The organism is Acinetobacter sp. CAU_H_29a_1 (assembly GCF_058599505.1).
In genome coordinates, this window is sequence record NZ_CM178655.1 from 3,469,444 (window position 1) to 3,493,351 (window position 23,908).

At 39.7% G+C, this 23,908-nt stretch carries 20 protein-coding genes and 1 pseudogene; 16 read left to right on the plus strand and 5 right to left on the minus strand.

The features are described from left to right. Positions 1-253: 253 nt before the first annotated feature. On the minus strand, positions 254-376 hold the full coding sequence (locus tag AC4MDD_RS17415; RefSeq protein ID WP_004684300.1) for a hypothetical protein: 123 nt from the start codon (positions 374-376) through the stop codon (positions 254-256). Between the two features lie 376 nt (positions 377-752). Between AC4MDD_RS17415 and AC4MDD_RS17420 the strand changes: the two genes are divergently transcribed. After that, complete coding sequence (locus AC4MDD_RS17420) at positions 753-1,418, plus strand: epoxyqueuosine reductase QueH (protein ID WP_010325597.1); 666 nt, start codon at positions 753-755, stop codon at positions 1,416-1,418. A 2-nt stretch (positions 1,419-1,420) separates the two neighbouring features. Here the strand turns inward: AC4MDD_RS17420 and AC4MDD_RS17425 are convergent, their stop codons facing one another. Beyond that, a complete protein-coding gene (locus tag AC4MDD_RS17425) occupies positions 1,421-2,815 on the minus strand; it encodes a methylenetetrahydrofolate reductase C-terminal domain-containing protein (protein ID WP_419380900.1) in 1,395 nt (464 codons plus the stop codon). Between the two features lie 520 nt (positions 2,816-3,335). Between AC4MDD_RS17425 and ribBA the strand changes: the two genes are divergently transcribed. From ribBA to AC4MDD_RS17465, 8 genes are all read left to right on the plus strand, one after another. Next, positions 3,336-4,451: a bifunctional 3,4-dihydroxy-2-butanone-4-phosphate synthase/GTP cyclohydrolase II gene (ribBA, locus tag AC4MDD_RS17430; protein ID WP_004983924.1), complete on the plus strand. Its 1,116-nt coding sequence runs from the start codon at positions 3,336-3,338 to the stop codon at positions 4,449-4,451. A gap of 18 nt (positions 4,452-4,469) precedes the next feature. Beyond that, entirely contained in the window at positions 4,470-4,940 is a 471-nt protein-coding gene (gene ribH / locus AC4MDD_RS17435) for a 6,7-dimethyl-8-ribityllumazine synthase (RefSeq protein ID WP_004684294.1), read from the plus strand. 4 nt (positions 4,941-4,944) lie between these two features. Then, positions 4,945-5,400 carry a transcription antitermination factor NusB gene (gene nusB, locus AC4MDD_RS17440; protein WP_004983920.1) on the plus strand — a complete coding sequence of 152 codons (456 nt, stop codon included), beginning with the start codon at positions 4,945-4,947 and terminating at the stop codon, positions 5,398-5,400. Between the two features lie 12 nt (positions 5,401-5,412). Next, a complete protein-coding gene (gene thiL, locus AC4MDD_RS17445; protein ID WP_201702092.1) occupies positions 5,413-6,330 on the plus strand; it encodes a thiamine-phosphate kinase in 918 nt (305 codons plus the stop codon). Next, positions 6,308-6,829 (plus strand): phosphatidylglycerophosphatase A family protein, encoded by a 522-nt coding sequence (locus AC4MDD_RS17450; RefSeq protein ID WP_491882089.1) that lies wholly within the window; start codon positions 6,308-6,310, stop codon positions 6,827-6,829. The genes thiL and AC4MDD_RS17450 overlap by 23 nt, the downstream gene beginning before the upstream one ends. Positions 6,830-6,849: 20 nt before the next feature. Next, complete coding sequence (glmU, locus tag AC4MDD_RS17455; protein ID WP_490751644.1) at positions 6,850-8,214, plus strand: bifunctional UDP-N-acetylglucosamine diphosphorylase/glucosamine-1-phosphate N-acetyltransferase GlmU; 1,365 nt, start codon at positions 6,850-6,852, stop codon at positions 8,212-8,214. 12 nt (positions 8,215-8,226) lie between these two features. Continuing rightward, entirely contained in the window at positions 8,227-10,065 is a 1,839-nt protein-coding gene (gene glmS / locus AC4MDD_RS17460; RefSeq protein ID WP_490751643.1) for a glutamine--fructose-6-phosphate transaminase (isomerizing), read from the plus strand. A 714-nt stretch (positions 10,066-10,779) separates the two neighbouring features. Beyond that, a protein-coding gene (locus AC4MDD_RS17465; protein ID WP_491881637.1) for an IS4-like element ISAba1 family transposase occupies positions 10,780-11,870 on the plus strand; the annotation gives its coding sequence in 2 pieces (ribosomal slippage) (positions 10,780-11,320 and positions 11,320-11,870; 1,092 coding nt in all). A 17-nt stretch (positions 11,871-11,887) separates the two neighbouring features. Here AC4MDD_RS17465 and AC4MDD_RS17470 read toward each other — a convergent pair. Next, positions 11,888-12,336: pseudogene (locus AC4MDD_RS17470) on the minus strand (GNAT family N-acetyltransferase); the annotation flags it as partial. Next, positions 12,326-12,592: a type II toxin-antitoxin system TacA family antitoxin gene (locus AC4MDD_RS17475; protein ID WP_491882090.1), complete on the minus strand. Its 267-nt coding sequence runs from the start codon at positions 12,590-12,592 to the stop codon at positions 12,326-12,328. The pseudogene AC4MDD_RS17470 and the gene AC4MDD_RS17475, both read right to left, overlap by 11 nt. 428 nt (positions 12,593-13,020) lie before the next feature. Between AC4MDD_RS17475 and AC4MDD_RS17480 the strand changes: the two genes are divergently transcribed. From AC4MDD_RS17480 to AC4MDD_RS17495, 4 genes are read left to right on the plus strand one after another with little or no spacing between them, the layout of a single operon-like run. Beyond that, entirely contained in the window at positions 13,021-13,824 is an 804-nt protein-coding gene (locus AC4MDD_RS17480) for a heteromeric transposase endonuclease subunit TnsA (RefSeq protein WP_004728826.1), read from the plus strand. Beyond that, complete coding sequence (locus tag AC4MDD_RS17485; protein WP_491882091.1) at positions 13,811-15,931, plus strand: TnsB C-terminal domain-containing protein; 2,121 nt, start codon at positions 13,811-13,813, stop codon at positions 15,929-15,931. Before AC4MDD_RS17480 ends, AC4MDD_RS17485 begins: the two co-directional genes overlap by 14 nt. Further along, positions 15,928-17,610: an AAA family ATPase gene (locus AC4MDD_RS17490; RefSeq protein WP_491882092.1), complete on the plus strand. Its 1,683-nt coding sequence runs from the start codon at positions 15,928-15,930 to the stop codon at positions 17,608-17,610. The genes AC4MDD_RS17485 and AC4MDD_RS17490 overlap by 4 nt, the downstream gene beginning before the upstream one ends. A gap of 27 nt (positions 17,611-17,637) precedes the next feature. Beyond that, positions 17,638-18,333, plus strand: a complete 696-nt coding sequence (locus AC4MDD_RS17495; RefSeq protein ID WP_491882093.1) for a TniQ family protein — start codon at positions 17,638-17,640, stop codon at positions 18,331-18,333. Here the strand turns inward: AC4MDD_RS17495 and AC4MDD_RS17500 are convergent. Continuing rightward, a complete protein-coding gene (locus AC4MDD_RS17500; protein WP_491882094.1) occupies positions 18,309-19,574 on the minus strand; it encodes a transposase in 1,266 nt (421 codons plus the stop codon). The two genes, AC4MDD_RS17495 and AC4MDD_RS17500, sit on opposite strands and share 25 nt — an antisense overlap. Positions 19,575-19,957: 383 nt before the next feature. On the opposite strand from AC4MDD_RS17500, the gene AC4MDD_RS17505 reads away from it, so the two are divergent. The 3 genes from AC4MDD_RS17505 to AC4MDD_RS17515 all read left to right on the plus strand — a co-directional run bounded on the left by AC4MDD_RS17505 (position 19,958) and on the right by AC4MDD_RS17515 (position 23,849). Then, positions 19,958-20,557 (plus strand): TnsD family Tn7-like transposition protein, encoded by a 600-nt coding sequence (locus AC4MDD_RS17505; RefSeq protein ID WP_491882095.1) that lies wholly within the window; start codon positions 19,958-19,960, stop codon positions 20,555-20,557. After that, on the plus strand, positions 20,554-22,176 hold the full coding sequence (locus AC4MDD_RS17510; RefSeq protein WP_491882096.1) for a Tn7-like element transposition protein TnsE: 1,623 nt from the start codon (positions 20,554-20,556) through the stop codon (positions 22,174-22,176). Before AC4MDD_RS17505 ends, AC4MDD_RS17510 begins: the two co-directional genes overlap by 4 nt. A 152-nt stretch (positions 22,177-22,328) precedes the next feature. Continuing rightward, positions 22,329-23,849 carry a hypothetical protein gene (locus AC4MDD_RS17515; protein WP_491882097.1) on the plus strand — a complete coding sequence of 507 codons (1,521 nt, stop codon included), beginning with the start codon at positions 22,329-22,331 and terminating at the stop codon, positions 23,847-23,849. The last annotated feature ends 59 nt before the right edge of the window (positions 23,850-23,908 follow it).

The window sequence follows — 23,908 nt, forward strand, 5'->3', positions numbered from 1 at the left end:
TTCAGCTCAAATATTGAGAACTGATGATTCTGATCTTCTATCCAAATTGAGCAAGCTAAAGCGCTGAAAAAGCATACCGTGCTGACAGCAGAACTTCTCACCACCCTAGTCTTCGGGCTTTTTTATGTTCCACGTGAAGCATTATGTAAATATCGAATCAAAGTCACTTGTCTCTCAAACTGGTGAGAAGCCAAACAGAACATGTAAAAACAAAAAAGCTTCCAAAATAGGAAGCTTTTTTTAAATCTTAGATTTAACCATCAATGGTGAGCTTTAAAATCTCAGCTTTGGTATAACCCCGTTCTTTTAAAAGATGTTGAATGGCTTTTTTCTCATCTTGATCTTCAAGGAATTTACAGCGTTGGATCAAACGCATATCGGTCTCATACTGAAAGTTATGACGACACTCCAATTCCTTATTGGAAGGCGTAGTAAAAAAATGAAGCACAGCTAGATACTCTCTTTCATGCTGTTGAAGTGGCCCGCCTTCAACGAATACCTATCTAACACAACTGTTAAACACCCTTTGTGTAAATGATGACGAATCTCGCTCCATTATGCAAGTTTGGGCCTCTCAAATGTTCTCTCTCTACTCATCTACAGCGCTCAATACAGGTCTTATTCATCGGCCAAAGTCGATTTTAATCATGAAAATTCATCAGCTCATCCTGAGAATTCTTCATCTAATCGCCGTTGATCCACTCGTTAGACGTTTTAAACTGTCTGGTTTAAATAGATAAAAACCATTCAATATGTCGAAGCTCGAACGTCAGAAACTTAGCCTCCCCACAGGTCATGACAAACTGCTCTTGCATTCCTGCTGTGCGCCTTGCTCAGGTGAAGTCATGGAAACCCTGATTGAATCAGGTATCGATTTTTCTATCTTTTTCTATAACCCCAACATTCATCCTGTAAAGGAATATCTGATTCGCAAAGAAGAAAATATTCGCTTTGCAGAAAAACATCACATTCCATTTATTGACTGTGATTACGACACAGACAACTGGTTTGCACGCGCTAAAGGTATGGAAAATGAGCCAGAGAAAGGGATCCGTTGCACCATGTGTTTTGATATGCGGTTTGAACGGACAGCGTTATATGCGGCAGAACATGGCTTTAGTCTAATCAGCAGCTCTCTCGGTATTTCCCGTTGGAAGAATATGCAACAGATCAATGAGTGCGGCCACCGTTCTGCTTCACATTATGCAGGCATTCACTACTGGGACTACAACTGGCGCAAGCATGGCGGTGCGGTACGCATGCTGGACATCAGCAAACGTGAAGAGTTTTATCAACAAGAGTACTGCGGCTGTGTGTATTCACTGCGGGATAGCAACCGTTGGCGCATGAGTCAAGGCCGTGAACGGATCAAACTCGGACAAAAGTTCTATTCCAATGCCATGGATCAGGACAGCTGATTTCAGCCAGTAGACTCCACATACCAATTTTTCCAAGAGCTGGTTCCACGCACCGCAATCGACACGGTCGGAATCAGCTTTTCTTTTAAGATCTTGGTTTGTCCAACGGCTTTGGCTAAGCGTGCTTTGACTGAGTGAATGCATTCACGGTCACCAAATTCACAGCGGTCTAAGCTGGTTCCACCACAGGGCCCATTGGCCAAGCCTTTGGGGCAAGTTTCTGGGCAAATATACAGAGTCTCGCCTAAACGGCATTGACCGCAACTTTCACAGCCCACCACTGCATGTTTACTCAAATGTTCTGTTTTCAGTAGTACTTGATTGGCACGCGAGCGATCCCAAACATTGAAATTGAAAATAAACCGCCCCACGCCTTTGGCCAGTTTAGATTCAAATAAAGCATCGTGCATCAGATGCAGATGTTGGTACTTAATAATCTGACTTGAGGTCGCAGGTCGCGAATAACAATCCAGCTTCGGATGAAACTCTGTGCCTGTTTGCACCTGCCAAAGCGTATTCCAAAGTCGTTCACACTCAGCAAAACTCAAATGCCGATATTCTTCAATATAACGCTCCAGTAAGCTTTGTTCTTCAGGCTGATGGCAAGCCGATAAATGCACCCCCGCAAAACCCAAATGTCGACACATTAGAATCTGTAATGCGCAGCGCACATAAACGCGATCACTTAAACCCTGTTCTTTTTCCTGTTGCAATACCTGCAACATATGCGGGGTGATCACTATACCCGCCACTTTATGCTTCAGCATAAACTTAGCCCGTGCCAAGGTCAGTGGCATGACGCAGGCTAAAATTTTCTGAGCATACTGATGCTGCACCAAAAATGCATGTGCATCTTGCAAAGCAGTCATGTCATAGCCCAATTGGGTAATCACATAATCAGCCCCTGCTTTCATCTTTTTATGCAGTTTCAGATATTGCGCCTCTTTTTCCGCTTCCGCATATTTAAACGGATTAAACGCCACACCAATATGAAAACCGCCTTGGCGTTTGGCTTCCATGACAGCATTCACCGACTCCAAATAACGTGTTCGTGGCTTTAGGTCATGGCTATAGTGGTGCTGTTTTAATTTATCGCCTGTTAAAAGCAACAGGTTCTTTTGACCCTGTGTTTTTGCATCTTTCAAAAACTGCTCAAAGTCTTGTATATCACGCGCTTTCCCCGAAAAGTGAATGACTTTCTCAATCTCTTGTGGATACTGTTTGGCGACTTGCAAAGGCGCTTCATCGTCATCTGCATGCACCCGATCGGCCAGCGTCATAGCCGCAGGAAAGCCTGCAAATTGAGTTTTCACAGACCACTGGGCTTGGTGTGCGCTTAAGTATTCAACCAATACGCAAAATTGTTGCTGTGCAAAATATTGAGCAAGTAAGGACATCACAGAAGAAATAATCCAGAGGATTAAAAAAGAAGAATTATATCAAAAAATCAAAAATAGATGACGAATCGTCTGGTTGTTCGCTACGGCATATTCAATATATTTTTGGACCACCCCCTACCCCATGAGTGAACTCAAATATCCACCCCGGTCTGATTCATTAGTTGCAGTACCCTGCTAAAACTGAACCTGATGGTCAAATTCAAAAAAGAACGACTTTACCGCTCAACCATAAGCCATCAATAGTGCAACATTTGTCTAGACCCCTTATTTACTGCGCCGATTGACTTATTTTCGATAAGATTGTTCTTTTTTATGCTTTTCAATCGCTTAAAGACTAAGCATATTTCAGCTTTTTAAAATAAAGGCATCTTTTCAAGCTGGGACTGACTGTGTATAACAATGGACGACTCAAGGAAATGATTCGCACATAGGCAAAAGCCTGAAAAAAGCTTAAACTATGTGCCAATGAAAACAAATGATATGTCGTCCATGGCGACAACGATGAAGGTGAAGGTTGATGCCGCTCAATACCGTTGAAGAGCTAGTTGCAGATATCCGTGCAGGTAAAATGGTCATCCTGATGGATGACGAAGATCGTGAGAATGAAGGTGATTTAGTTATCGCAGCGACCCATGTTCGCGCAGAAGACATCAACTTTATGATCACCCACGCACGTGGTTTGGTGTGTTTAACGCTCAGCCGTGATCGCTGTAAACAATTGAATCTTCCATTGATGGTCGATGCCAATGGCGCACAACATGGCACCAACTTCACGCTTTCCATTGAAGCGGCTGAAGGTATTTCTACAGGAATTTCACCTGCAGAACGTGCGCATACCATTCAAACGGCAGTAGCGGCACATGCCAAACCATCAGATATCGTTCAACCAGGACATATTTTCCCATTGATGGCTCAGCCTGGTGGCGTTCTACACCGCGCAGGTCATACCGAAGCAGGTTGTGATTTATCTCGCCTAGCAGGTCTAGAGCCTGCATCGGTCATCTGTGAAATCATCAATGAAGATGGCACGATGGCGCGTCGTGCCGATCTTGAAATTTTTGCTGAAAAGCATGGTTTAAAAATTGGCACTATCGCGGATCTGATTCACTATCGTATGACCAACGAGCAAACAGTTGAACGTATTGATCAGCAAAGCATTGATACCGAATATGGGACATTTGACTTATATCGTTACCGCGAATTAGGCAATCCAGATATTCACTTGGCTTTGGTGAAAGGTGAACCAAAAGAAGGGGTAACCACCGTTCGTGTCCATGGTTTCAACCCTGTTCGTGACCTGCTCAAGCTCAACAAAAAAGACGGCGAGCCAGCATGGAATCTCGACAAAGCCCTGCAAGAAATCGCAAGCAGCGATCGTGGTGTTTTAGTCTGGATTGGTCAGCGTCATTTACAAGACTTAGGCCCAGCCTTAGACAGCCTTACAGCACCAAAACCAACCAAATCCAATGCGGCTTTATCTCAGCAGTACCAAACCATTGGGGTGGGCGCACAAATTTTACGTGATTTAGGCGTAGAAAAGATGAAGCTTTTGAGCTCACCTTTACGCTTTAATGCACTCTCTGGGTTTAATTTAGAAGTGGTGGAATATATCACCGCACATCAAACAACTTAAAAAATCATCGAGGTTGCTATGGCAATTCGCCGTATTGAAGGTATGTTACATCTCGCTAGCGAAGGCCGTTATGCGATTTTAGTGGGTCGTTTTAATAGTTTTGTTGTCGAACATCTATTAGAAGGTGCAATTGATACATTGAAACGTCATGGTGTATCAGAGGATAATATCACTGTTGTTCATGCACCAGGCGCGTGGGAACTTCCTGTCGTGGCTAAAAAATTAGTGGCGTCTGAACGCTTCGATGCCATCATTGCACTGGGTGCTGTGATTCGTGGTAGCACACCGCACTTCGACTTTGTTGCAGGTGAATGTGCCAAAGGTTTAGGGGTGGTTGGCCTAGAATCTGGTCTTCCAGTGATTAATGGTGTATTGACTACGGATAGTATTGAACAAGCGATTGAACGCTCGGGTACAAAAGCAGGTAATAAAGGCGGCGAAGCTGCTCTTACTGCAATTGAAATGGTTAACTTGTTAAAGGCTATTTAACGCTATGTCGCAAACATTGCAAGCAACTTATGCAGCAAAACGTAAAGCACGTCGCTTTGCTGTACAAGGAATTTACGAATGGCAAATGAGCCACAATCCAGTCCATGAGATCGAAGCACGTACGCGTGTGGAAAATGCCATGCACAAAGTGGATCTGAGCTATTATCATGAATTGTTAACCCAAGTGGTTGCCAATCATGAAGCATTGGATGCGCTCTTAATCCCTGTGCTTGATCGCGAAGTTTCTGCGCTTGACGGCGTTGAACTTGCGACCCTTCGTTTAGGCGCATATGAACTCAAGGAACATCTTGAAATTCCATATCGCGTGGTTTTAGACGAAGCGATCGAGCTTGCTAAACATTTTGGCGGTGCAGACAGCCATAAATACATCAATGGTGTATTAGATCGTTTAGCAACAACTTTACGTGCAGCAGAAAAGCAACAAGCGAACTCACAGTAGTAGATTTGTTGTATGGCTGAGTTTTCGATCATTGATACCTATTTTAATCGTAAGAGTCCTCATTCTGTCGATTTAGGCGTCGGTGACGACTCAGCCTTGCTCACCCCACCACCGCAGCAACAATTGGTCATTTGTGCCGATACCTTGGTTGCTGGACGCCACTTCCCGCTTGATACCAGCCCACATGCGATTGGCTGGAAATCTGTCGCGGTCAATTTATCTGATATCGCCGCAATGGGTGCGAAACCTCAGAGTATTTTATTGGCCTTGAGCTTACCCCAAATTGATCATGACTGGCTCAAAGGCTTTAGTCAGGGTTTATATGATTGCTGTGATCAATTTGGCGTGAGTTTAATTGGTGGAGACACCACACAAAGCCCACATCTCACCATTTCCGTGACTGCACTGGGCTGGGTTGATATCGGTCAAGCCGTCACCCGTTCTGCCGCGCAAGTGGGTGATTTGATTTGTGTCAGTGGTACGGTCGGTGATGCTGCTTTTGCCTTGCAACACTTAGGCCACCCTCTCCAACAACGTTTGGACTACCCCACCCCACGATGTGAACTGGGTCAGGCGCTCAAAGGCTTGGCGCACAGTATGATTGATGTGTCGGATGGCTTAGCACAAGATCTCGGTCATATTTTAAAAGCATCCCATGTGGGCGCGACCCTACAACTTGATCAATTGCCAATCAATACCGCTCTACAAGATGTAACACGAGAACAACAATGGCAATATGCTTTGGCGGGTGGCGATGACTATGAATTATGCTTTACAATAAGTCCGCAGAATTATGAAAAACTTTTGCAACAACAAAACCATAGCAGCATCAGTGTCATTGGAAAAATTGATGCCGAAAGTGGTCTGCGTTTTCAACAAAATGGCTTAGACCATTCCTTGCAATTTAATGGATATCAACACTTTGCATAAGCCCCCTATCCTCTTTCGTCAGATTTCTTGGTATGACCGTTTCATCGTGTTTTGCGGTGTAGGGTTTGGCTCAGGGCTAGCACCTAAAGCACCTGGAACGTTTGGTTCTGCCTTCGCGCTGCTGTTTGTCCCGATTTGGCTTGCAATTGGCTTATCCAACACCATTATTGCCATATTCCTCATGTCTCTCATTGGTATTTATATCTGTGGGCATACCGCCAAAGTGATGGGCGTACATGATGATGGGCGTATTGTATGGGATGAGTTTGCTGGCCAGTCCATCACTTTTTTACCTGTTCTATATTTAGGGCAAATGAATTGGCTCTGGCTACTGCTGGGTTTTGTTTTATTTCGTATTTTTGATGTGTGGAAACCTTGGCCAATTCGCGTCATTGACCAAAAAGTCGAGGGTGGTTTTGGCATTATGCTCGACGACCTGATTGCAGGACTATGGGCTGCACTTTGTATTTGGATTTATTTTTATTTCACTGTGGCTTAGGCCATTTTTAGGATTACAACATGTCAACGACTGTTATTATTCTTGCTGCAGGTAAAGGAACACGTATGCGTTCTTCTTTACCCAAAGTACTACAACCACTTGCAGGACGTCCTTTACTTGGTCATGTCATCGACACTGCAAAAAAATTAAATGCAGCCAATATTATTACAATTTATGGCCACGGCGGTGCACGAGTTCAAGAAACGTTTACTCATGAAAAGATTGAATGGGTGGAACAAGCTGAGCAACTCGGAACAGGTCATGCAGTGCAAATGACACTCCCAGTCCTTCCGCAGGAAGGCAGCTCACTGATTTTATCAGGCGATGTACCTTGCATCTCTCAAAACACACTACAAAAATTACTCAATGCAACTGCCGAGACAGGCATTGGTCTAGTGACTTTAACTTTAGCCGATGCAACAGGTTATGGGCGTATAGTTCGTGAGAATGGTCAGATTCAGGCGATTGTTGAACATAAGGATGCGACCACAGAGCAGCATCAGATTAAAGAAATTAATACAGGTATTTACTGTGTCAGCAATGCCAAATTGCACGAATGGTTACCTAAACTCAGCAATAACAATGCGCAAGGTGAATATTACCTGACTGATATTGTAGCAATGGCCTTAGCTGATGGGATGCAAGTCGCATCGGTGGAGCCTGAACAAGCCTTCGAAGTTGAAGGAGTGAATGATCGTATTCAGCTCGCCGCATTAGAACGCCAATTCCAAACCGATCAAGCCAAAAAGCTCATGCAGCAAGGTGTGCATTTAATTGATCCTAGTCGCTTTGACCTTCGTGGAAATTTAACCGTTGGGCAAGACGTACGCATCGACATCAATGTGATTATTGAAGGCGAATGTGAATTCGGCGACCATGTAGAAATTGGTGCAGGTTGTATCATCAAAAACACCAAGATCGCAGCAGGTACAAAAGTTCAGCCGTATAGCATCTTTGATAATGCTATGGTTGGTGAAGATGCGCAGATTGGTCCTTTTGCTCGTTTACGCCCAGGTGCAAAACTGGCGGCTGAAGTGCATATTGGTAACTTCGTTGAAGTCAAAAACACCAGCATTGGCTTCGGTTCAAAAGCCAACCACTTTACCTATTTAGGTGATGCTGAAATTGGTGCAGGCTCGAACATTGGTGCTGGGACCATTACCTGTAATTATGATGGTGCAAATAAATTTAAAACTATCATTGGTGATGCTGCATTTATTGGTTCCAACAGCTCATTGGTTGCACCTGTCACGATTGGCAATGGGGCAACCGTCGGCGCAGGTTCAACCATTACCCGTGATGTTGCAGAGAATAGTTTAGCGGTAGAACGCTCTAAGCAAGTTGAAAAAGAAAACTATCAACGTCCACAAAAGATGAAGAAATAAGAGGATTAAATTATGTGCGGTATTGTCGGTGGCGTTGCAGAACGTAGTATTACCAATATTTTAATTGAAGGTTTAAAGCGCCTTGAATATCGCGGCTATGACTCTGCGGGTTTAGCGCTGGTCAATCAAGGTCAAGTTTTACGCGAAAGACGTGTCGGTAAAGTTTCAAATTTAGAAGAAGCCGTTAATCAATCCAATATTATCGGTTCTCTGGGTATTGCGCATACCCGCTGGGCAACCCATGGTAAACCCACTGAAGATAATGCACATCCGCACATTTCAGGCGATGTTGCTGTAGTCCATAATGGCATTATTGAAAACTATCAAGAACTTAAAGATGATCTTGAAGCTTTAGGCTATGTATTTACCTCACAGACCGATACTGAAGTGGTCGCTCACTTGGTGAAGGATGCTTTAAAGTCAACTCCAAGCTTGCTGGAAGCTGTGCAACAAGTCGTGCCTCAGCTTAAAGGGGCTTATGCACTAGGTATTGTACATACTGACCATCCCGATGAACTGATTACCGTGCGTGAAGGTTCACCTTTGGTCATTGGCGTCGGTATTGGCGAAAACTTTATCAGTTCAGATCAATTGGCTTTACTACCTATTACCAATCGTTTTATTTACCTTGAAGAAGGTGATATTGCTCGTTTAACCCGCAATAGCATTGAAGTTTTTGTCGCTGGTCAACGGGTCGAGCGCCCAATCAAAGAATTAGATGCTGCCGTCAGCAATGCATCTAAAGGTGAATATAAGCATTACATGCTCAAAGAAATTTATGAGCAACCCGAAGCGATTCAACAAACCATTTCTCAAGCTCTAGATGGCAATGCACTGCGTGAAGATTTTCTTGCCAATGCAGTCGCTGATTTCCAAAAAATTCAACAAATCCAAATCATTGCCTGTGGGACCAGCTACCATGCAGGGATGATTGCCAAATATTGGTTTGAACAACTGATTGATTTACCGTGCCAAGTAGAAATTGCGAGCGAATTCCGCTATCGCAGCCCTGTCATTGTCAATCACACGCTTTATGTCTGCATTTCACAGTCTGGTGAAACCGCTGATACTTTAGCCGCACTGCGTGATACCCAAAAGCGTGCTGCAGCAAAAGGTGCTGACATCACCACCATGACTATTTGTAATGTCGCAACATCATCTATGGTACGTGAGACCAATCATAGCTTGCTTACACTGGCGGGTCCTGAGATTGGTGTAGCATCGACCAAGGCGTTTACCACGCAGCTTGCAGCACTGATGTTATTGGTCCTAAAAATCGGTACAGTCAAGAAGAGCATTTCTGTACAGCATGTGGCTGATATTACGGCTGAACTTTGGCATACCCCTAAAGTAATTTTAGATACCTTACGTAATGACCCTGAAATTTTACGTTTATCTGAACTCTTCGTAGAGAAGCAGCACTGCTTATTCTTAGGTCGTGGCACGAATTTCCCGATCGCACTTGAAGGGGCGTTAAAACTCAAAGAGATTTCATATATCCATGCTGAAGGCTATGCCGCAGGTGAACTTAAACATGGTCCGCTCGCTTTAGTCGACAATGACATGCCTGTGGTCATTCTCGCACCGAAAGATGACATGCTCGATAAACTCAAATCCAATATGGAAGAGGTTCAAGCCCGTGGTGGTGAACTCTTTGTCTTTGCCGATGAAAATAGTGGCATTAAAGCCAAAGACCGTCAGCATGTGGTTTATGTACCAAGCATCAGTCCAATACTAGCTCCAATTGTTTATAGCGTGCCTGTACAATTGCTGTCTTATCATGTTGCGGTTCTTCGTGGTACGGATGTCGACCAACCTCGAAACCTCGCTAAATCGGTCACTGTAGAATAATTATTTAAATAAAGGCTGGTGTGTTCGTATAATTAAGTTTGTATCAAATAATTAAGTTTAGATTTAATTATTTAAGTTTGGATATTAATGAAGTAAACGAACGAAACCCTACCCTGTAGACCCAGTGATTCTTCACCAAGTCTACAGGGTTTTTAATATAAATAAATTCAAATTAGAATCACACCAGAAATATAAAATTATTACTAATATATTCAACAATATAGATATATAAAAATCTCACCCTAGATTCAAAAAGCATCCCTTTTTGACCTCATCTTGAAAACATTTCATTTTTATTTAAAGTATGCTTCACCTTTCTGAGCAAGAATTCGTATTTTAAAGTGGAAGAACCCGATACTTAATACAAACTTAATTTCATCTAAAATTAAGGATACCAAATTCTAATACAAACTTAATTTTAAAATTGAAAAATAATGAATAATATATATCAACAACTTATGATCAAAAATAAAACAAACTTAATTAAATTACCATAATTAGACGCAGTATTTGGTCATAAAGCAAAATAAGGGATAAGGAACTATGTGCAAACTCTGAATAAGTCTATTAGCTATTCCTGTTACTAGCTAGCAGCCCACCTTATTTAAAATGAGGTATTTCATTCACTGGATATATTAATGTTCTCTGTACACGACAAAAATAGATAACTCATTGAAATAATGTCACAATAATTGTTTTCTAACGACGAATACTATGACACATCTCAATGAGTTATATCTTATCTTAAACAAATCTCTAAAATGGAACAAGTCACATTTAAAGTGCTTTGCGCTCATCATGCTTGTGATTATTTTAAAGCAAACATGTAATCTTTCTTCTGCATCTAAAGCCTTGCCCATCAAGTGCTTACCACAATCATTTTATCGACGTATGCAGCGCTTCTTTGCAGGTCAGTATTTTGATTATCGTCAAATTTCTCAGTTGATTTTCAATATGTTTTCATTCGACCAAGTGCAACTGACTTTAGATAGAACCAATTGGAAATGGGGAAAACGAAATATTAATATCCTGATGCTCGCAATCGTTTATCGTGGAATAGCGATACCTATCCTTTGGACATTGCTTAATAAACGTGGAAATTCAGATACGAAAGAGCGTATTGCTTTGATTCAACGCTTTATAGCCATTTTTGGTAAAGACCGTGTTGTGAATGTGTTCGCAGACAGAGAGTTTATCGGTGAGCAGTGGTTTACATGGTTAATTGAACAAGACATCAACTTCTGCATTCGTGTTAAAAAAACTTCATTGTCACCAATCATTTAGGAAAGAATCATAAAATTAGTGATTTATTTCGCCATCTTAAAGTTGGTCAAATTGAATGTCGTAAACGACGGATTTTGGTTGGTCGGGTGAAACTATATATAAGTGCACTACAGTTAGAAAATGGAGAGCTTTTACTCGTCGTTTCTCCTCAGTTTAATGCCAATGCTATTCAGGATTATGCATTACGCTGGGAAATTGAAACCTTATTCAGTTGTCTCAAAGGACGCGGGTTTAATCTTGAAAATACGCGCTTGACAGACCCTAGACGAGTGAAAAAATTGATTGCGGTGTTAGCTATAAGCTTCTGTTGGTGTTACTTAACGGGTGAATGGCAACATGATCAAAAAAAAGCGATAAAAATAAAGAAGCATGGACGACTCTCAATGAGTTTATTTCGCTATGGTTTAGACTATGTTCAAATGGCGATTCAGCGTTTAATTGGTTTTGGGAAAAAAGAAGAGTTTAAGGAAATTTTGGCAATTTTAAGAAAGCAGAATCCTGATAGGATAAGGGTTCTGTGAAATTTGTCGTGTACAGAGATTAATGTTAATGGATTTGATGTTAATGAGATAAAGCCAAACCGCTGATAAAACTTCATAGCTTTTTGATCCTTAGCATGTATTACAACAAAATTAACACCAATAATTTGAGCAACTTTTGAAACTTGTTTAAGAGCCTGAGCTAAAAGTACTTTTCCAATTCCTTGCCCTGCGCTGCTTGATCAACGGCAAAGCGACCCACAACCACACAAGGTAATGGATAACGAGGTAATCGTTTAGTGAAAATAGCATCAAATCCTATAGAGGTACTTGATAGACAATAAAATCCTCTCACCTACTGTGTATCATCATCAATAGCAACATAGGTTTTATTTGTTCCTGATTTCTGATATCGGGATGTGTATTGTTTTATGGATTTATTTAGATCATCTTGCCCACAATTAAATGATTTTTTCTGATGATGGTCTTGTAAAACCTCAATTTTCATCCAATAAACTCATTAATTTTTTCATCTCATCATTTGCAGGGCGTGGATTTTCAAGCAAATTCATTAACATATCACGATCAGCATTATTTACTTTTAACTCGTGATGATATTTAAGTAATTCTTTTGCTCGTTCAAATGAGGATTGGATCATAAAGGAACTCACACTAAGACCCAATAAATTCGCAGCTTGCTCAATTACATTCTTTACATCTACAGTTGAACGAACATTGATTCGTTCTGTTGCTAAGTTAGCCATATTTCCCACCAACTTGTGCATCAATATGATGTACAAGTTATAGCAGATTAAGGCAATACTTTAAGATTCAAATTTGCATATTTTGTTTTAAAATATTTGGAATATAAAATAAGCATTTTACTATGAACCAGAATGAGTGGTCGGGTTTGAGTCTGAATATGCAGTTGGTTTACATAAAAATATGCAACGATGTTTACTAAGATGTAATTTGAATACTTTTGCCTATCCTAAACGTTTTTTAAACTCAGCAATTGAGTACTAAAATACCCGATAAATTATTAAGCTACTGAATTTAAAAAATAATTAAATAAAAATTATAAAATTTTGTTTGTATATAAATATATTTAAGTTTGTATATTTCTGCCAAATACAAAATTATCTTCCTTGAGATATGATGAATTATCAACCAAAATTCATAGGTCTTCTGTATGACAAAAATTATAAAAAACTATGAGGAATTAGTAAAAGAAGGATATGGCCAAGGCCATGGACGAGATTATAAATCTTGCAAAACTGTTCATAACTTCAGTTCAATTGGTCGCTCTCATAGAGTACAAGGTCGTGTGAGTAAACGTCTTCACCACTTGTTTTCTGATCTAGAGTTATCCACCTTTTTGCTGCTTGACTGGAATCAGAACGTTACAGATATTCGTGAACATTATCCTTTGGATATCTATGATCTTAACTCCATCTGTTCTCGTTACCGGATGAAAAAGGTATCGGTTGATTATCTACCTTTTACCCTATCTTCAGATTTTTTAGTTGATTTTGGTAAGTTTTCTATAGCCCTCGACACTCTTTATAGCAAGGATTTGAATAAAGCTCATATTATTGAGTCTTTAGAAATTAAACGTCGTTACTGGGAAGAAGAGCACAATACGCCATTCAAGCTGATTACCGAAAAGGATATTCCTGCTACGGTACTAGAGAACATTAAATGGCTGTATGTAGAAAAAAATAATCTTGAAATAACAAATCATATGATTGATCAAGCAATTTATTTTATGGAAGAAATTAGCCAGTATCCTCAAAGCTCATTGATCTCTTTCTGCAACCATACTGACCAAACTCAAAAAAGGGGTATCGGAACGACGCTCGCATTGTTTAGAAAACTATTTGCCCTGCGAATACTGCAATTTAATCTAGAAATTTCGTACTTGGAGCTTAAACTCTCTGATATTCATGCAAGTAATTTGCTCCAGAACGAGAATACAGTCCATGCAACTAATTAATTCAGTTTACATCTTGAATTCAACACAATACCGGATACTCAAATTCTTACCGCAGTATACCGTATGGATTGCAATTGATAATAAAAATGCTTTTCCTGAACTCATTTTATCCAAGGAACTTCAAACTCTCTCAGATGATCAAAGCCTAATACCAGCACAAGATCCTTATGATCACTTAAAACGATTAAACTTGAGTGAGGATTCTATTCAACTCAAAAAAAGAGATGAAAACTTTTTTATTATTCAAGATTTAATTAATGATGAACAAGTTCTTATCAATGCAAAAATCAGGACTGCAAAAATTAAAACTATACATCTAGAAAAAGAAGTATCAATTAATAAAATCCTACGACTCCTAAGACGCTACTGGCAACGTGGTCAAACTATAAATGCTTTGCTACCTGACTATGAAAACTCAGGTGGAAAAGGCCAAAAAAGAGCTATAGGTGATAAAAAAATTGGCAGACCACGCATTTATGAATCGAATGAAGGTAAGAATGTCACTGAACAGGTTGAATTATATTTTAAGCAAGCCATCGAAGAGTATTTAGTTCCTGTCAAAAAACAATCCATTAACGAAACTTATCTTCGGTTTAAAAATTTATTTTCTAAGCACTTTCATCAAGTGCAAGCCGCAGATATTCCAACCTATGCCCAATTCTATTATTTTTATAATAAGCGATATAGAAATAAGAACAATTCCGAGGAAATTCTGAAGAATCAGAAAACTCTGAAAGATCACAAACCTCTGACTTCAACAGCGACCAAGCACGCAAATGGTCCTGGTGCACGTTATGAAATAGATTCAACAATCGCTGATATCTACCTTGTATCATCACGAGATCCATCACAGATTATTGGCAGACCTACCGTATATATTGCTATCGATGTATTTAGCCGGATGATTACTGGGCTTTATGTCGGTATGGAAAACAGCTCATTTAACACAGCCATACAATGCCTCAGCGTCGCAATCCAAGATAAAGTAACATTCTGTCAGAGTTATGGCTTACAAATACAAGCGGAAGACTGGCCGATTTATGGTTTACCTAGCGCCATACTTGCAGACCGCGGCGAACTAATTGGCTATCAAATTGAACTTCTTGAAAAAAACTTTTCTGTTCGAATTGAAAATGCACCACCGTATCGAAGCGATGCCAAAGGTATTGTGGAGAGGGCTTTCGGAATCATTCAGTCACGCTTTAAATCCTACGATAATATTGGTGTTGTTTCTGGATTCAAGGAAAAAAAGAAAGGCGGACATGATTATCGGCTAGAAGCGTGCCTGACTCTGGAAGAGTTCAGAAAAATCATATTAAGCTGCATCTTGTTACGCAATAATTTTGATGTCTTGACGAAATATGATCGCAGTGCCGATATGCCAACTGACCTGCCATCTATTCCTCTTAAGCTCTGGCAGTGGGGCCTACAGCACCGCACTGGGATGTTAAGACAAGTGGATAACAAATCACTATATGTTGGCTTGCTACCTAGGATCGATGCCTCCTTAAGTGACAAAGGACTTAAAGTCAAAGGATTAGTCTATCAATGTCTGGAAATGCATCAACAAGGCTGGTTTATTCGAAACACAACCAAATCTCGCCCGAAAAAGTTGCGGATTGGTTTTGACCCATACTCAGTAAATACCATTTATATTTTTTATGATGAAAATAAATTGGAATACTGGGAGGCTCACTTAAATGATACCTCACGTCAATATCAACATCTGACCTGGTGGGAAGCTGAACAAATTCAAAAAGCGATCAAAACTGTTGAAAAACAGCATTCGCAACTCAAGTCTGTAGCCATCAGCGAATTGCAGGATTTTACTGACAACATCATTAAGTCAGCACAGAGTCGGCGGGCTCAAGCGGGAGTTCACCAACTTTCTAACGCACAACGTACTCGAAATATCCGGCAGAATAAACAAGAAGCCATGCAGATGGAACGTGCGGAACACCTACAAAACAGGCCTGTAAATTCTATCCGGACCATCAATCCCAATAAAGATAATACTCAAATACCCCCATCTCAAACCAGCAATCTAGATTTGACAAGTCAACCAGATTTAATGAGACAATTATTTGAAGAGGACGATGAAGAATGAATAATAATGAACTCACGATTAATACATCAATAGAAGACATCTATGGGGATAATCCTCTCATTACTCAATTACCGCCCATTCTTGACACGAAGTCGGTTATTAAACACCTACGAGGGAAACTAAAATTTATTCCAGAGCAGCGTTTTTTGCCTCAACCAGAAAGAATTCATCTAATTGCTCAACTGCCTCATGATTTTTTCCAACCACTCACCAAACATCTATCCCTTGAACAAAAAATTTCTATCATGATCCGGCAAGGTTACGTGAGTAGAAACATCAATAATGGTGATCGACACAGGCATTTGCACGCGGCTTTTCAACAACTAGAACCTTCAAACGAAAGCTCTTACCGCTACGCTCCTCCAGAATCGACAGCCACTAGTATGTCTATTATAGGATGTTCTGGGAGTGGGAAAACGACCACGATGAACAAGATTTTGCGTTATTATCCGCAAGTGATTGAGCATAAAGAACTGGGGTTAAAGCAAATTGTTTATCTTAAAATTGATTGCCCTCATGATAGCTCTTTAAAAAACTTATGCTCAAACTTTTTTAGAGCAGTAGATTTAGCATTAGGAGATACTAACTTCGAGCATCGTTTTACCAGAAGCCGCTTAAATGTAAATGCAATGCTGCAGCAGATGAAAATCATCGCAAATAACTATTCAATTGGACTTTTAATCATTGATGAAATCCAGCATTTAAATACAAAAAAATCTGGTGGGGCTGAGATTATTCTTAATTTCTTTGTCACCTTGGTGAATGTCGCATCCATTCCGATCGTGATGATTGGGACACCCAAAGCCAATGAAATTTTGCAAGAAGACTTGAGATCAGCTAGACGCAGTGCAGGATTAGGCTCTTTAATCTGGGAACCTATGCGTAATGAAGCCCCTACTCCCGATCCTAGTACTCCCGATCAAATGATTATTTCTGAATGGCATGCTTTTACAAACAAGCTATGGCAGTATCAATGGGTTCAACAACCAGCTGAACTGACCGATGAATTAAGAGCCACTTGGTATTATTATACGCAAGGTATTCCGGATCTAGTGGTTAAGTTGTTCTGTCTGGTACAAATTCATGCAATCACCATCAGTCTGGAAAAAATCACCTCAGAATTATTTAAAAAAGTCTACGAAGAACAATTGCAGCCAGTCCACGATATTCTAGATGCACTGCGTTCAGGCAATCCTGCACGTATTGCACGGTATTCTGACCTCACTATCCCTCAAGTTCAAATTGAGGAGTATGTTGAACAACACCGTTTTAAAGCCGCATTAAAAACAGAAAAACAGCATAAAGATCTGGGACCGCATTATTCTACTTTAATAGGTATGCTGACAGCATTAGGTCATCCCGCCGCTACAATAGAACCGCATGTCACTTCTGCATTAAAAAAATATCCAAACGAAAACTTACAGGTACTCCTCCAGCATATTCTGGAAGTATTAGACAGCCCTGTAGCAGAAGATAAGTTTAAACAGCATCAAACCACGACTCCGGCAAGGAAGCCACGGACATCTCGTAAAGTCATGAAGGCAGAGGAATGGAAAAGTACTGAAGCTACTGACTTACGAAACTTTTTCAGTCAAGCACAAGAACAGGAAATAGATGTTTATGAGTTATTAAAATCATCTCACTATTTGTTTGATCCTACTCGTCCTATTTTGCATTAAGCAACAAAGAATGGAGAGCACGGTATTATGATTTCGAATTTTCCAATGCCATATCCGGATGAGCTAATTTACAGTGTAATTGCCCGTTATGCTGTTCACAATGGGATTCTGAGTCCCAAATATCTCACTGAAGAATTATTCAATAGCAGGAATTTAACACCAACTTACGATTTACCTTCGCATCTAGACAGGTTGGCCGGTTACTTACCAGGTCATTATGATGCGCTTATTTTAATTAGCCAGCACACCCTACTACCAATTTACCAACCATTCCAACCTGATACAGTGATGCGTTATGCTGTGCAGGCATTGCGAAATGAACAGTATCAATCACTGCATACTAAATTGGGAAAAAATGCATCACGGATCAAAGCTGTGAGTTTTTTTCGATTCTGTCCTCATTGTTGGCAAGAACAGATGGAACAATATGGTGAAGTTTACTGGAAACGCAGCTGGCAGATTACTGGGTACGAGTATTGTACAGGACATCAGCAACCTCTTTTTATAAGTTCGATCCCTTGCAATGGGATAGACCGAAAATTCTATTTTGCCCATTTGAATGCACTAAAAGAGTCTTCACAGCTTGTGTTTAATCCTCAAGACGTAAATCATCATATCGAGCTTGCAGGACTGATCGAAGAGCTACTCGCTCATTCAGCACCCTTCAATGTGCAGGATTTTTCTACTGTATCAGATGCTTATTTTCTTATCTTAAAAGCATAGGTATCTACACATCTTGATGTACCTAATGCAATTGTTGCGATTTCATTCAGTTCATCTATTGAATATTCTGAGAGCAGTTGAAGAGTGTTCAGTAAAATCGAAAGTCCTGCCAATATTGCAGGTGCACTTTCCAACTTACCTCTCTTCTGCTGTCGGCCTGAAAGACGGGCCAGAAATATACGAATTTTCTGATTTTGTTCATCTTCAGAACGCTGTATTCGCCAAGTCAGTACACACGCCATACTGCTGATCAGGAGCCGTCTTAAAATCGCTGCAGGTGTGGTCTGAAGCCATGATTCAACGTCATGGCCTGCCTGCTTCAGAAGCTTGAAATAGCACTCAATTGTCCAGCGCCAGTAATACCAGGTGGTTAATTCTACCGCATCAATCTCTGAAGAAACATTGCTGATCAGCGACCATCTCGCGACTGTTTTACCTTGAGCATCTTTCACCACAGCAACAATTAATCTGGCTGTAACTGCCTTGCCTGGCTGGGGAGCAACCCGTTGGCCTAAATCATCTTTTCTCTTCGGTTTTGCTGCACGCGTTATCCGAATATCGGTTTCTCCAACATGCAGCATATGCCTGTTTCCTTTATAAGCAATCGGCTTAACTTGCTGAGTTACTACTTTTTCTGCGACTTCTGCAACTTTGTAGGTTTCCCCTTGATGCTCAATCCGATGGCTTTCTTTGGCCCGAATCAACCATTTGAAACCATGGCTGCTGATTTCCCTCAAGTGGGCAATCGAGTCTCCTTCACGGTCAATGATATGGACTTTTGTTTTCTCAATCGGATACTGTTCAATCGTTTTGATTTGTTCTGCGAGTGAGTCCAAATGGGACTTGCGCTCGCTGTATTGTTCACTGAATGTGGAATAACAGCCGGATGCATCTGTTAGCGTCTGAGCTAATGGCGCAATTGGGAGCCCTGATGACGCATCGACAAGTAAACTGCTTTGCAATTCATAGCCTGAATTCGCCTCTGTTCTTTGAAGACGCCGAACCTTATGACTGTGCTTCACATACTGCAGTTGAGACCAGTCATGAACGATTAATGCATACTGATGCGGTGATGTCTTGATCTGTTCGCATGCAAGAAGCTTAATCGGCTGGTTTAATTGACTAAAAGAGATTTTATTATTATTCAGGAATCGCCAAACAGCCTGTGTAGTTGAGAAACTCGACTTTTGGGTAGAGGCCAGGTCTTTGATTGCGGGAGCAAGTGAAGCAAGAGGATTCATATTGAGTTTTACAAGGCTGTTATAACGTTTGACAAGACGCTGATCCAGACCAGAGATGTTAAATTGAAGAGCATGCTCTTCAATTTAACGCAAAGCTCGGAAATTGTGTAGATACCTATGTCTTAAAAGATAGGGAATTACTATCAGGCCGTAAAAATATCAATTACGAAAAAGTCCGTCAATTAGTCATTGAATATTGGGGCGAAAGTTTTCTTCAATATTATCATTTAGGTGATCTGCTGTCTGAGAACTGCTGGCTCAAAAATATCTGTAGGAAACACCGCAAGGCGTTTTCTTATCTTGAGCATCTAATCGTATTAAAAGCTCTTGTTCCAGAGAAAAATCCAATTGAAATATATAAGCAATATATTCACCTAGTATCAATGGACCTAGAGGAAGATGCCGCAACAGCAGCAATATGTATTGATAATAAAGTAGATCAAACGTTATCTGAGGACCAAAAACAATGGACAAAATTAATCCTAGAAAGGCCAGTCAAACAGGCTCGCCAACAAAATGGCTCACTGTATGCTCGCTTATATCGCAATCATAAAGATTGGCTATTATTTATCAATAAATCAGCTTTAATTCCCCCTCCTTCTGTCCCTAAACCACGTATTGACTGGAGAGCTCGAGATCGACAGTTTATTAAACAACTCATCAAAATACGGAATGAATTATTAGAAGATCTAGACTCCCCGCAATGGACAAAAAAGTTTTTTATTAGACAACTGGGTTCAGTGAGTATGATTGAAAAAAACTGGAATTTTTTCCCATTGACTGCAGCCTTTTTGGATCGTTACGCTGAGTCTGTGGATTGTTATCAAATACGTCGCCTGACTCGAACCTATATTCGCCAAAATATTGAAGATAGATGTTATCCATCGAGTGTTTTTTTACGTGAATCAGGATTAAGTGAGCAGCGATTAACGCCAGAAGCACGTCGATTTTTTAATAATATTTGGGAAGAAATAGAAAAATGAGTGATTGTTCAACTGACTTTTTACCGAATGATATGATTTACTATACTGCGACAAAAATTAGTCGACGTGGTCAAACTCGGTTTGATATTGATACTCATTTGTTTAACCCTATTATTAACAGCTATATTCAGCTTCAATTACCAATTGAGAGCATTCTTCTTTATGACTATCTCACTCCAATTGCTGATGACTATCCAAAAAAGAAATTATTTAGCCATACACTTAAAAGTGTAAATTTCACAACATTCAAAACTATCATTTTATCTGAGGATGAGCCTCAAAAGATGCATCAGGGTAGGATCTGTTTTGAATTTAATTATGATTCATCTATATCAGATAAAAGTATTACGATTCTTTTACCTAAGCTCATTCTTGCTAGAGATCTATTTTTTTCACACCCTTATCTTTTACGTGCGGCACTTTTTGCAGAAAACTATTCAACAGATATTTTAGTAGACGTAGAGGATCCTGATGCAATCCACATTTTTATTGCACAAAATAAAAAGATTTTAAAACAAGATCTCTCCGATCCTCATTTTTTGAAAAAATTGGCTTTAATTCTATTACAACCTGATTTAAATAAAGCCTTCCTTAGCATTTATCAGAAAACAATTACTGATCAAAACAGTGCTAAATATTTTAATTTTGACATGGAGGCTCCTGAGATCAAAAATATTCATCTAACAGTAGATGGAATTTATGATAAAAAAATAGGTATTTACAGAATTGAGCGCATCAGATCTTTCAAAAATCTTGATACAGCTATCAACCGCCCTATTCAATTTCATTTCACTGCAAAAAAAATTATACAACAGGTCAAAAATGCTCAAGGGCAAGGTTCAAATAAACTAAAACCAGCAAGTCAGCCTAAAGAGAAACTGAATAAAAATGCTGAGGCAGATACTGATAAACTACTGAATAAAATAAGAAATATACCTGGAAAAATTTATACTATAGAAGAATTAAAAATTTCTTTAGAGACACCTCCTGCTGAAACTGTAGTACGGAAAAGACAAAAACAAATGGATAAAGATCAAAATCAAGAAGAAGGATTTGCTGGAGGCGAAGGAGATATAGAGGGTACAGTGCCTGGATTTACAACAGAATCAGAAATTCAACTAGAGCGAGTCACTCATAAAGACTTGATTAAACTACTGGAACAAATTGAGAAAAAAGGATATAAAATCAAAGAAATAAAGAACTCACCTTTTAAAAAATATAAACGTTTCAGAGGGCATAAGTTTGCAAACAATCAATTACGCTACTTTTATGTCTATAAAATTTTGAACATAGAAAATAATCATCAATTTTATTTGTGTGAAATTGATACTTCAGATGGTAAAAAAAATATCTCTACCTTATTACTCCCATATGAAGAAGAAACTCAACGATTAATTGAGACAGATTTAGAAATATTAAATAATTCAATACTGTCTCAATCACTCAGTTGGCCTAAAAAGTTTCTATCTGAAGTGAGAGGTATTACTACAATAACTACAATTAATCATCCTTCAAAAAACGAAGAAGTAGAAGATGTAAATTATTACGCTGAATGGGCTCAACGTATTTTAGAAAAGGGAAAATCAATGATACAAACTAAATACATCGTTACATATTGAATAGACAAAAATGAGTTACTTTTACTCAATTTTCTTTATAATCTTTTAGCATAATTAATGTTTTAGTCATTCGCTTATTATACATTTTCATTTAAAATTCGTACTATTTTTACAACGTAACAAAACTAGAAACTTACTTTTCGAGGCAAATTATGTTAAAGCATTCACTTAAACTTACAGCACTTGCAGCTGCTACTTCTTTATTACTTAGTGCCTGTGGCGGTAGTGATAATGATCATGGTGCAAGTCCATTTGTACCTAACACTGTTCAAGGTGTAGCCGTTGACTTTTATGTGGGTGGAGCCACTATCTCATTAGATGACTGCGATGGCTTAACAACTGAAACAAATGATGAAGGTAAATTTAATTTCACCACTACGCGTGCATGCAATGAATCTGCGATGACCGTGACTGGTGGCACAGATTTAGTGACTGGTTTACCATTTACCGGAACGCTTAAAATTAAAAAAACGAACTTACAAAATTGGAGTTCTAGAAACTTACTGGTTGCAAGCCCATTGACTACTCTTGAATATTATGTAAGCTCTGCTCAGGATCTACAAACTATTCTAGATAATCTGGGTATTAAAAACGCCAATGCTTCTAACCTTTCTACCTTTAACCCAGTTTCTTCTGGTACTGCCCAAGAAATGGCATCTATCTTTGTCTTGCAGCAATTAATCACGCAAATTGAGGATAGTTTACAAGCTCTTCCAAACAGTGAAGGTAATGCTGCCCTTAACCTTGAAGAAGCAACTGCTTTAGCTGTGAATGCAATCACTCAAACACTTAAAACACCAAATCAATCATTATTTGATTCAACTGGTGCGATCTCCCCTACTCAACTCAGTGCTGTTTTAGAAGCGGCTGTGAACACAGCAAATGAAAAGTTAGAAGAAAAAGGCGAAGAGATCCGAGTTCCTGAGCAATTGGCTGTTCAAGTACAAGGTAATATTCAAACTCTTTCTGATGTAGTAGCTACGGTGCTTACAACAGGGGGAAGTGCGAACGACCTAGTGAATGCGATTGAAAATAATGAGGGGATACTTGAACAAATCCAGGATATCGTCAAAACTCCTCTTATCAATAGTTTCTCTCTTGCTTCTTATTCTTTGGAACAAATTAAAAACTCTACCGCAGCAGCACCGTTACTCGTAAACCGTACTGATATTAATAATACTGCCCGTATCACTTTTGCAATGGCGAATACCACGACCAATGTAAATGAAAGCGCTGAGGTTGGCTTTAAAGTAGTTGCCAATCGTAATGCATTAGAAGAAACCTTAGATGTATACCTAGACAAATTGAATATTGTCTTTAATGCAGATGGTTCAATTCAATCAGCAACCATCCCAGCAGGCGCAACTTTTAAAATTGCGTCATCATTAGGTAGTATTACAAATGGAACATTTGACGCAGCTTCAGACATCTCAATTGCTTCAAATGGCTCAATTTCTTTATATGACATGGTCCAACAAAACAGTACTTTAGCTAATTACTATAATCAGTACTTCAATCTGTTACGTGCAGAGGATAAAATCACTGTTACAGCAGTTGTCGCACCACGTATGTATGTGATTGATCCTGAATTAGGCTTAAACAGTGGCTCCGTTACTGTTGGTGATACTAGTTTAAATGGTTTCGCATTAACAGGTCACTTTAAACTTAACTAATCTGAATCAATTAAAGCCAGCGTTTTTGCTGGCTTTAATTATTGAATATTCTAAAGTGA

Bases quoted from the DNA above. Each gene is read 5' to 3' on its own strand.
- AC4MDD_RS17485 (WP_491882091.1), top strand. From the start codon at position 13,811: ATGCAACTAATTAATTCAGTTTACATCTTGAATTCAACACAATACCGG.
- AC4MDD_RS17515 (WP_491882097.1), top strand. From the start codon at position 22,329: ATGTTAAAGCATTCACTTAAACTTACAGCACTTGCAGCTGCTACTTCT.
- nusB (WP_004983920.1), top strand. From the start codon at position 4,945: ATGTCGCAAACATTGCAAGCAACTTATGCAGCAAAACGTAAAGCACGT.
- AC4MDD_RS17450 (WP_491882089.1), top strand. From the start codon at position 6,308: ATGGATATCAACACTTTGCATAAGCCCCCTATCCTCTTTCGTCAGATT.
- AC4MDD_RS17415 (WP_004684300.1), bottom strand. From the start codon at position 376: ATGCGTTTGATCCAACGCTGTAAATTCCTTGAAGATCAAGATGAGAAA.
- AC4MDD_RS17480 (WP_004728826.1), top strand. From the start codon at position 13,021: ATGACAAAAATTATAAAAAACTATGAGGAATTAGTAAAAGAAGGATAT.
- AC4MDD_RS17510 (WP_491882096.1), top strand. From the start codon at position 20,554: ATGAGTGATTGTTCAACTGACTTTTTACCGAATGATATGATTTACTAT.
- ribH (WP_004684294.1), top strand. From the start codon at position 4,470: ATGGCAATTCGCCGTATTGAAGGTATGTTACATCTCGCTAGCGAAGGC.
- AC4MDD_RS17505 (WP_491882095.1), top strand. From the start codon at position 19,958: ATGGACCTAGAGGAAGATGCCGCAACAGCAGCAATATGTATTGATAAT.
- ribBA (WP_004983924.1), top strand. From the start codon at position 3,336: ATGCCGCTCAATACCGTTGAAGAGCTAGTTGCAGATATCCGTGCAGGT.
- thiL (WP_201702092.1), top strand. From the start codon at position 5,413: ATGGCTGAGTTTTCGATCATTGATACCTATTTTAATCGTAAGAGTCCT.
- AC4MDD_RS17420 (WP_010325597.1), top strand. From the start codon at position 753: ATGTCGAAGCTCGAACGTCAGAAACTTAGCCTCCCCACAGGTCATGAC.
- AC4MDD_RS17425 (WP_419380900.1), bottom strand. From the start codon at position 2,815: ATGTCCTTACTTGCTCAATATTTTGCACAGCAACAATTTTGCGTATTG.
- AC4MDD_RS17500 (WP_491882094.1), bottom strand. From the start codon at position 19,574: ATGAATCCTCTTGCTTCACTTGCTCCCGCAATCAAAGACCTGGCCTCT.
- AC4MDD_RS17475 (WP_491882090.1), bottom strand. From the start codon at position 12,592: ATGGCTAACTTAGCAACAGAACGAATCAATGTTCGTTCAACTGTAGAT.
- AC4MDD_RS17495 (WP_491882093.1), top strand. From the start codon at position 17,638: ATGATTTCGAATTTTCCAATGCCATATCCGGATGAGCTAATTTACAGT.
- glmS (WP_490751643.1), top strand. From the start codon at position 8,227: ATGTGCGGTATTGTCGGTGGCGTTGCAGAACGTAGTATTACCAATATT.
- AC4MDD_RS17490 (WP_491882092.1), top strand. From the start codon at position 15,928: ATGAATAATAATGAACTCACGATTAATACATCAATAGAAGACATCTAT.
- glmU (WP_490751644.1), top strand. From the start codon at position 6,850: ATGTCAACGACTGTTATTATTCTTGCTGCAGGTAAAGGAACACGTATG.